Origin of the sequence: Streptomyces sp. NPDC018019, from assembly GCF_044327805.1 — a bacterium.
Lineage (GTDB): Bacteria > Actinomycetota > Actinomycetes > Streptomycetales > Streptomycetaceae > Streptomyces.
Genome location: NZ_JBIRGD010000029.1, coordinates 111085 through 119434, shown reverse-complemented (window position 1 = coordinate 119434; position 8350 = coordinate 111085). Strand labels below are relative to the sequence as shown.

Sequence of the window (8350 nt, the reverse complement as noted above, 5' to 3'; positions counted from 1 at the left end):
TCCGAGCCGTTCGGCGACGTAGGCACGCACGTCGTCACGCAGGGCGTCCGCGTCCCAGCGGCTGCTGTTCAGCAGCCGCTGGAAGCCGTCGGGGGTCCGGTGGCCTGCCCATTCCGCGAGCTGCCAGCCGTTCTTGCGTGCCGCCCGCCCCAGCAGACCGCGGACATAGTCCCGCATCCGCCACCGCAGGTCCGCCCGGGCAAACTGGCCCGCCACCCGCGCGAACACCAACTCCAACTCGGCCTTCCACCGGCCGGCGTCAGCTATCGCCTCCATACCAGGACAACGACAACCGCCAGCTCAGGACACGATCCGCTGCTGGAGTACTAGCCCGCCGCCCCGTTCGCCCGGCACCACGTACACGCACTGCACGTCACCCGACGCACGGTCCAGCGTGAGCGGACTCGGCGCGCGCTGGGTGACGGCCGGCCAGGCCATGCCGATGACCACGGTGTCGCGGACCATGACCACGCAGTGGTGCGAGGACGTGTTCTCCCGCGCCCACGCCACGAAACGGCGCGCGAACGCATCGCGCGTGGTGACGGGCGTCCCTTCGTTCTCCCGCACCCATTGCCATCGCAACGCGGCGACGGCGCCGAGATCGTCCGGACGGGCCAGGCGGATGGTGACGGTGTCCACGGGGGCATTGTGGCCCAGCGGCGTACGCGGCCCGCTCCGCGTCACCGGGCGGCAGGGGCGGGCGGAACGATGCCGCGGATGATGCCGAGATCGAGCAAGTCCTGTGGTCGCAGCCGGAGTTGGTCGGTCGTGCTGCGCACCGCGCCCGCGTCGCGCTTGAGGATGGCGGCAGCCGCTTCCGGGGCGATGACGGAAAAATAGCTGTCCGGCGTCGCCCACAGCCGGCCCGGTGCGGCCAGGGCCAGCGCGCCGCCGGACCCGCCTTCCCCGATCAGCAGCGAGGTGACGGGCGTACGGGCCGAGGCCAGCGCGGCGAAGACGTCCGCGATGGCCGCGCCCGCGCCGGTGCGTTCGGCATCCGGGTCGTTGGCCGCGCCCGGAGTGTCCACGAGCGTGAGCACCGGTATGCCGAGCCGGTCGGCCATACGGATCAGCCGGGCCGCCGTACGGAATCCCGCGGGGCGCACGGCCGTACCGCACTGCGCGGCAAACGCGGTCGTGCGCCCGTCCCGCCGGCCGAACCCGCAGCGTATGCCCGCGTCCGTGCCGCCGCAGCGGTCGCCGTTGATCTCCTCCCACCAGTCGAAGCAGGCGTCCAGATACGCCGCGGCGCGCGGTCGCCGCTCATCGCGGGCCGCGCGCACCGCCGCCCAGCCGGACGCCGGGAGGGCGGACGCCCCGAGGGCGTACGGAGGCGGGGGAGGGGCGGGTTCCCCGGCAGGCGACAGCAGGCGCAGCCAGCGGCCGAGCGTCGCGCGCAAGCGGTCCGGCGGAACGATGGCGTCGATCTGCCCGGCCGCCAGCTGGCCTTCGGCGCTGTAGGCGTACGGGTCGGCGTCCGCCGGCCGTACCCGGGAGCCCGCGAAGCCGATCTGCGCGCCCGGCAGCGCGAGGACGACATCGGCGCCCGCGCCGAGCGTCGCCCAGCCGCCGCCGGTCGTCGGATCGCGGACCACGGCGGCCTGCGGCAGGCCGGCGGCGCGGTTCAGCGCGGACTCGGTGGCCACGCGCTGAAGCTGGGTCAGCGCCCGCATGCCCTCCTGCATGCGGCTGCCACCCGTGGCGATCAGCAGGACGACGGGCAGGCGCAGCTCGCGGGCCCGGGCGTAGGCGGCCACCAGGCGGTCGCCGGTGCGCTCTCCCAGGGAGCCGCCGAGAAAGCCGAACTCGAAGGAGACCAGGACCGTCTCCACACCACCGACCCGGGCAATCCCGCTGATCACGGACTCGCGCTCGCCGGTCCGCTCCCGCGCCCGCTGCCGCGCGGCGCCGTAACCGTCCCATTCGAGCGGTCCGTCGTCGAGCCGTACCTCGTCGAGCCATACCTCGTCGGGTGGTGGGGAGATATGCGGTGCGTCGTCGGGTGCTGGGGAGACGGGTGGCCCGTCAGGGGACGGCCCGCCGTCCGCTTCAGGCGAGGGCGTCTCGGCACCCGTACCGGCGGCAGCCGCCGAACCGGTGCCCGTCGCCGCCCCCGCGCCCGCACTTGTCCCCGCCCCCGCGAACTCAACGAACTCCGTGAACTCCTCCGTCACCGCAGCGACCGCTTCACGCGCGGACCAGCGCGGGGACGGGCCGGCCGGTACGGAACGGCCGCCCGCGCCAGGGCCACCGCCCGCATCCCGGCCCGCACCCTCGCCGGCGCCGTCGAACGCGCCCGGCGGCGCGTCGCTACGCACGGAGGTCCCGCTTCAGGATCTTGCCCATGTCGTTGCGCGGCAGGGCTTCCAGGAAGTGCACGACGCGCGGGCGCTTGTGCGGCGCGAGCTGCCGGGCCACGTGGTCGGCCAGTTCGGCCGCGGTCGGACCTGCGGCGCCGTCGGCCGTGGGCACCGGCACGATCCAGGCGACGATGCGTTCGCCCAGGTCCTCGTCAGGCTCGCCCGTCACCGCGGCCTCGCTGACGCCCGGGTGCTCCAGCAGCGCGTTCTCGATCTCCCCCGCGCCGATCTTGTATCCGCCGCTCTTGATCAGGTCGGTGGCCTTGCGGCCCACGATGCGGTAGTTGCCGGCCGCGTCGCGGGTCGCCATGTCGCCCGTACGGAACCAGCCGCCGTCGAAGGCCGCCGCGGTGGCGTCCGGGCGGTTGAGGTACTCGACGAACAGGTTCGGCCCCCGGACCTGGATCTCGCCCACCGTCTCGCCGTCGCCCGCCTCGACGGCCTGGCCGGATTCGTCGACGAGCCGGACGTACACACCGGGCAGCGGGACGCCGACGCTGCCGGGCGCGGGCGGGCCGTCGGCCCGTACGCTCGTGTTCATCAGCGTCTCGGTCATGCCGTACCGCTCGATGACGCGGCAGCCCGCGGTCGCGGCGAGCCGTTCGTGGTCGCTGCGCGGCAGCGCCGCCGAGCCGGACACCAGGAGCCGGGCCTTGCCCAGCGCCTTGGCCAGCGCCGGATTCTCGCCCGCCTCGACGGCCAGGCGGTGGTACATGGTCGGCACACCGAACAGCATCGTGCCGTCCGCGGCCAGCTCCCGGACGACGCCCTCGGTGCTGAACCGCCCCAGGTGGCGCACGCTGCCGCCGCGCCGCAGCGGCCCGAGGACGCCCAGCACCAGGCCGTGCACATGGAACAGCGGGAGCCCGTGCACGAGCACGTCGTCGGCGGTCCACTGCCACGCCTCCGCCAGCGCGTCGAGGGTGTGCGCGATGGCCCGGCGGGGGATGACGACGCCCTTGGGCGGCCCGGTCGTGCCGGAGGTGTAGACGACCAGCGCGGGGGATTCGGCGTCCGGCTCGTACGGCAGCGGCAGCACGTCCTCGTCGGCGGCGGACGGGTCGATGTCGAGGCGGGGGAGGGCGGCCAGCGCGCCGGGCAGCTCGGCGTCCGGCGCGGCCAGCACGAGCGTCGGTCCGCTGTCCGAGACGATGTGCGCCAGCTCGCTCTCGCCGATCTTCGGGTTGACGGGCACGGCGGGCACCCCGGCGAGCAGTGCGCCCACCACGGCGACGGCGGTCTCCAGCGTGGGGGTGGCCCAGACGGCCACCCGGGTCTCGCCGTCGAGGCGGTCGGCGAGCCGGCCCGCCACCGCGGCCAGTTGCCGGTAGCTGAGCGCACGCTCGCCGAAGCGCAGTGCGGGCAGCGGCGACGCGTCGCTCAGCGCCGGAAAGAGCACGTTCACCAGGTCTCCTCGTCCTCGTCGTGCCACGTCGGTGCCGTCGGCCCGGACCTGCCGGAACGGGCCGACCCCACCACTTTGGCAGAGACCACTGACAACGCGATCACGCGGCGCCACGCGTGGCACGGTCGTACCGCGCCACCGGCCGCGCCACCGGCCGCGACACCGGGCCCAGCACCGGGTCCGGCACCGGGTCCGGCACCGGGTCCGGCACCTGACTCAGCACCTGCCTCTGCACCGGGCCCAAGCCCGGCTCACCCCACTGTCATCTTGCGGAAGTCCCAGGAGGCGACCGAGTCCGGGACCAGCCGCAGCCAGGCGTGCCGGCCGTCGTGCGGCATCCGGTCCAGTCCGAAGTACTTGGTGGCGAACAATCGTTCCGGCAGGTCCAGTTCCGGGCACGCGTCACCGGTCCGCGGCACCTCGCCGACGATGTCCACGCTGCCGCTCAGCTCCGCCCCGCGCAGTTCCCCGTAGTCGTGCCCGTCGTCGACGGCCACCGCGACCCGTGGGTCCTTGCGCAGCTGGGCCCACCGCTTGCTCCTGGTGATCGAGTACAGCCAGAGCGCCGTGCCGTCCCAGACGAACCACAGGGGGCCGACGTGCGGCGCGCCGTCCGCGCCCACCGTGGCCACCCGGCAGGTGCGCTGCTCCGCCAGGAAGGTGTCCAGTTCCCGCGGCGTCATCATGACGCGGCGTCCGCGCCGCTGTGTGCCGGTCATCCGTCGACCACCTCCGCTGTACGGCAGCCGGGCGCGGTCCGCACCGGCCTGACCGAGTGTCAGGAAGCATGCGGGCTCTTCCGTACGGACGCAATGGCGGTTACGCTCACGCGGCTCATCGCGACGTGTCGGGGCTCATTGCGACGTGTCGCGTCTCACTGCTTCGCACCGCGGTACGGCGGGAAGAGCGTCCCGGTGGCGTGCCGGGGCCCGGCCCAGCGGCACACCGGCGGGGCGCCCCACGCGTCCCGGCCGTGACCTGCGTCGACCACCCACCGAGGGGGACGAAACGATGGCATCGGGCACGCGCCTCTTCGAGCTGACCGATCCGGCGACGACGGCGCTGCTCACCGTCGAGTGCCAGCGCGGCGTCGTCGGACCGGACAGCGCGCTGCCGGAACTCGCCGACGCGGCCCGCACAACAGGGGCGCTGGCCCGGGTGGCCCGGCTGGCCGCCGCCGCGCACGACGCGGGCGTACAGGTCCTGCACGCCGTCGCCGAGCGCCGCCCCGACGGCCGGGGCGCCAACCGCAACGCGCGCCTGTTCTCCGCCGCCGAGCGCCTGCCCGTGCAACAGCTCACCGGCACGGACGCGGTCCGGATCGCCGACCCGGTCCCGGTCTCCGGGGACGACCTGATCGTCCGCAGGCTGCACGGGCTGTCACCGATCGCCGGTACGGACGTGGACCCGCTGCTGCGCAACCTCGGCTGCCGGACGCTCGTGATCGCCGGGGTGTCGGCGAACGTGGCGATCCCCAACGCCGTCTTCGACGCGGTCAACCTCGGTTACACGGCGGTGGTACCCGCCGACGCCATCGCCGGCGTACCGGCCGACTACACCGCGGCGATGGTCCGGCACACCCTCACGCTCGTCGCGACCGTCACGACCACCGACGAACTGCTCTCCTGCTGGAGACGCCCGCGCCGGGCCGCCACCGGGTAACAGTCCGGCCCGGCCCACTGCCGCCACCGACCGACACGCAACCCCCGGCCCACTACCGTCCCCACCGTTCCCCACCGGCCCGTCACGGCCGACCACAGGCGGTCCCGCCGTGGCCGTCTCCCCTCACCCCAGCTTGATCGACCCGTCCTCCACGCTCACCTCGGCCGCCGTGAGCCCCTGGGTGGCGGGGCCGTTGCGCACGCTGCCGTCGTCGAGGGCGTACCTGCTGCCGTGGCACGGGCAGTTGATCGTGCCGTCCGCCACCTCGTTCACCAGGCACCCCTGGTGCCGGCAGACCGCCGAGAACGCCTTGAACTCGCCCTCGGCGGGCTGCGTCACCACGATCTTGCGGTCCTTGAAGACCTTGCCGCCGCCCTGGGGGATGTCCGCCGTCCTCGCCAGTACGTCCCCGGCCGCGCCTCCCGTGCCTCCCGTCCCACCCGTGTCCGTATCGGCGCTCCCGGAGGCCGACGCCCCGGACGGTGCGGACGACGCGCTGTCGCCGTACCCGTCCGAGCCGTTGCCGCACGCCGCGAGCGCGGCGGCCAGCCCCGCCGCGCCGGCCGCCGTGACGACCGTACGGCGTGCCGTTCCCGCGCCCGTCCGTCCCGTTGCTGCCTGCTGGGTCATGATGTGCCTCCGGCTTCCGGTGCCTACCAGGCCCGTGGGCCGCGCCGTCCCGTGAGCGGTGCGCGCCACGTGGTCCGTGCGTCCCCTGGGCGTTGTGGAAGTTTCATACGGAGGCGGAGGCGCGGTCGTTCAGTTTCCGCCGAGTGCGGTGCGCAGGAAATCGCGTTCGAACCTGAGCAGGTTCTCCCCGATCGCCGGGTCGCCCACCGAGTGACCGGCGCCCGGCAGCGGCAGCACGGTGTGCGGCTTGCCGGCGGCCAGCAGCTCCGCGGAGAAGCGCAGGGTGTGCGCGGGTGCCACGTTGTCGTCCGCCAGCCCCTGTACGAACAGCAGCGGGCGGCGCAGCAGGTGACCTTGGCCCACCAGGGAGGAGCGCGCGTAATGCTCCGGCGTCTCCTCAGGATGGCCGAGGTAACGCTCCTTCCAGTGGGTGTCGTACAGCCGCTGGTCCGTGGGCGCCGCGCCGGCGACCGCCGCGTGGAAGACGTCGGGGCGGTGCAGGACGGCGGCAGCGGCCAGGAAGCCGCCGAACGACCAGCCGCGGATCGCCACCCGCGTCAGATCGAGGCCCGGGCAGTACGCGGCGGCGGCGTGCAGCGCGTCGGCCTGGTCCTCCAGTACGGGCGTGAGCTGGTCGCCATGGATGGTCTTCTCCCAGGCCGGGCCGCGGCCGGGGGTGCCGCGCCCGTCCGTGATCAGTACGGCGAAGCCCTCCTCGGCGAACCACTGGGCCACACAGCTGAACCACGTGCGCGCCCGCACCGCGAGCTGGATGCCCGGTCCTCCGTACGGCGCGAGCAGCACGGGCAGTCCGGCGCCGGCGCCCGGCTCGTACCAGGACGGCAGGTACAGCGCGCCGCGCAGCTCCCGCTCCCCGAGGAGGAGATGGTCCGGGCGCGGAGTGACGAGCGGTTCCTCGCCGTGCGAGGCGATGCTTCCGAGGGGCGTGTCCTGCCCCTGTCCGTATACCTCGGCCACCGGTCCGTCCGGCGTGAGCCCGCTCACCACCACGGTGCCGCCCCCGACCGCGGCCGTGTGGACCCCGGGCCGCCCGCTCAGCCTGCTCAGGCCGCCCTCCGGACTCCACCGCCACACATGGACCGTCGTCGGCTCCTCATTGGCGGTGAACCACACCTCTTCGCCCACCACGGCGACGACCTCGCGTATCTGGAGCCCGGGTGGCGTGACGGTGGTGCCGCCCACACTCAGATGACGGGTGCCGGGCGTGTCCTCGGGGAGGACCAGGGCGGCCGAAGCGGTACGGGCCGGTGTGCCGGGCACGATCTCGACCCAGGCGGGATCGGTCCGCTCGTGCAGGATCTCGGTCGCGCCGGTGGCCGCGTCGACCGCCAGTGTGCGCAGCGTCCGCTGGTCACGGCTCTGTACGCCGATGAGCGGCCCGTGCCCGTCCCAGCCTGCGCTGACCAGGTACTCGTACGCGGCCCGGTCCCAGTCCACCTCGACACGCGGCCCCTCGGGGGCGCCCACCCGCAGGATGTGGAGTGACACGTTCGCGTTGGCCGTCCCGGCCGAGGGGTACGGGATCGCGCGCGGCGGCTGCTCGGGGTGCGCCGGATCGCTGAGGTGACGCCGCTCCACGCCGGAGGTGTCCGACCTGGCCACCAGGAGGCGGCTGCTGTCGGGCGCCCACCAGAAGCCGCGCGTCCGGCCCATCGACTCGGCCGCCACGTACTCGGGGAGCCCGTAGGTGACGTCCGGGCCCTCCGGGGCGGCCAGTTGCCGGTCCGTACCGTCCTCCAGGCCGACCACGTGCAGCGCGCCGCCGGTCACGTAGGCGATGAACCGCCCGTCCGGGGAGGGCCGGGGATCGACGACCGGCCCGGCGGCCGGCACGCGGAAGGGGGCGCCTTCGTCGGTACGGACGCCCCACAGAGCGCCGGAGAGCGCACACGCGACCACGCGCGCCGCCGCGTCGGTCGCGTACGCCACCACACCGGTGGAGTGCTCTCGTGCCCGCTCCCGGCGGAGCCGTTCGGCCTCGGGCAGCTGCCCTTCGGAACCCGCGTCCCCGTCCAGGAGCGCCGGATCGACGATCACCCGCTCCGCGCCGTCCTCGTACAGCCACAACCGGCCCACGGGATCGCTGCCGCCGCCCGTACGGACGAACAGCACCCGGTGCCCGTCCGGGGAAACGCCGAACTGGCGGGGTACGCCGAGGGAGAAGCGCTGGGTACGCGCGAACTGCCGGGGAAAGGCGGCGGAAGCGGCACGGCCGGGCGGGAAGTCATCATCAGGTGTCATGACCGGACTCTGACATCCGTCCGCCTCGGCT

Annotated in this window: 8 protein-coding genes; 1 reads left to right on the top strand and 7 read right to left on the bottom strand. The window is 74.2% G+C overall.

The genetic code is table 11. From position 1 onward, the window contains the following. The 5 genes from ACH4FX_RS35050 to ACH4FX_RS35030 form a co-directional block, all read right to left on the bottom strand. On the bottom strand, positions 1-276 hold a 276-nt coding region (locus tag ACH4FX_RS35050), incomplete at its 3' end, for a transposase (RefSeq protein ID WP_398485498.1). 24 nt (positions 277-300) lie between these two features. After that, positions 301-639, bottom strand: a complete 339-nt coding sequence (locus ACH4FX_RS35045) for a GNAT family N-acetyltransferase (RefSeq protein WP_398485497.1) — start codon at positions 637-639, stop codon at positions 301-303. 41 nt (positions 640-680) lie between these two features. Further along, complete coding sequence (locus tag ACH4FX_RS35040; RefSeq protein WP_398485501.1) at positions 681-1985, bottom strand: carboxyl transferase domain-containing protein; 1305 nt, start codon at positions 1983-1985, stop codon at positions 681-683. A 325-nt stretch (positions 1986-2310) separates the two neighbouring features. Further along, a complete protein-coding gene (locus tag ACH4FX_RS35035; protein ID WP_398485496.1) occupies positions 2311-3765 on the bottom strand; it encodes an acyl-CoA synthetase in 1455 nt (484 codons plus the stop codon). A gap of 251 nt (positions 3766-4016) precedes the next feature. Next, complete coding sequence (locus ACH4FX_RS35030; RefSeq protein ID WP_398485495.1) at positions 4017-4484, bottom strand: pyridoxamine 5'-phosphate oxidase family protein; 468 nt, start codon at positions 4482-4484, stop codon at positions 4017-4019. A 292-nt stretch (positions 4485-4776) separates the two neighbouring features. Between ACH4FX_RS35030 and ACH4FX_RS35025 the strand changes: the two genes are divergently transcribed. Continuing rightward, entirely contained in the window at positions 4777-5427 is a 651-nt protein-coding gene (locus tag ACH4FX_RS35025) for a cysteine hydrolase family protein (RefSeq protein ID WP_398485494.1), read from the top strand. A gap of 123 nt (positions 5428-5550) precedes the next feature. Here the strand turns inward: ACH4FX_RS35025 and ACH4FX_RS35020 are convergent, their stop codons facing one another. Both ACH4FX_RS35020 and ACH4FX_RS35015 read right to left on the bottom strand, forming a co-directional pair. Then, a complete protein-coding gene (locus tag ACH4FX_RS35020) occupies positions 5551-6057 on the bottom strand; it encodes a Rieske (2Fe-2S) protein (RefSeq protein WP_398485493.1) in 507 nt (168 codons plus the stop codon). A gap of 129 nt (positions 6058-6186) precedes the next feature. After that, entirely contained in the window at positions 6187-8319 is a 2133-nt protein-coding gene (locus tag ACH4FX_RS35015) for a prolyl oligopeptidase family serine peptidase (RefSeq protein WP_398485492.1), read from the bottom strand. Between the last annotated feature and the right edge of the window lie 31 nt (positions 8320-8350).

Bases quoted from the DNA above. Each gene is read 5' to 3' on its own strand.
- ACH4FX_RS35030 (WP_398485495.1), bottom strand. From the start codon at position 4,484: ATGACCGGCACACAGCGGCGCGGACGCCGCGTCATGATGACGCCGCGG.
- ACH4FX_RS35025 (WP_398485494.1), top strand. From the start codon at position 4,777: ATGGCATCGGGCACGCGCCTCTTCGAGCTGACCGATCCGGCGACGACG.
- ACH4FX_RS35020 (WP_398485493.1), bottom strand. From the start codon at position 6,057: ATGACCCAGCAGGCAGCAACGGGACGGACGGGCGCGGGAACGGCACGC.
- ACH4FX_RS35015 (WP_398485492.1), bottom strand. From the start codon at position 8,319: ATGACACCTGATGATGACTTCCCGCCCGGCCGTGCCGCTTCCGCCGCC.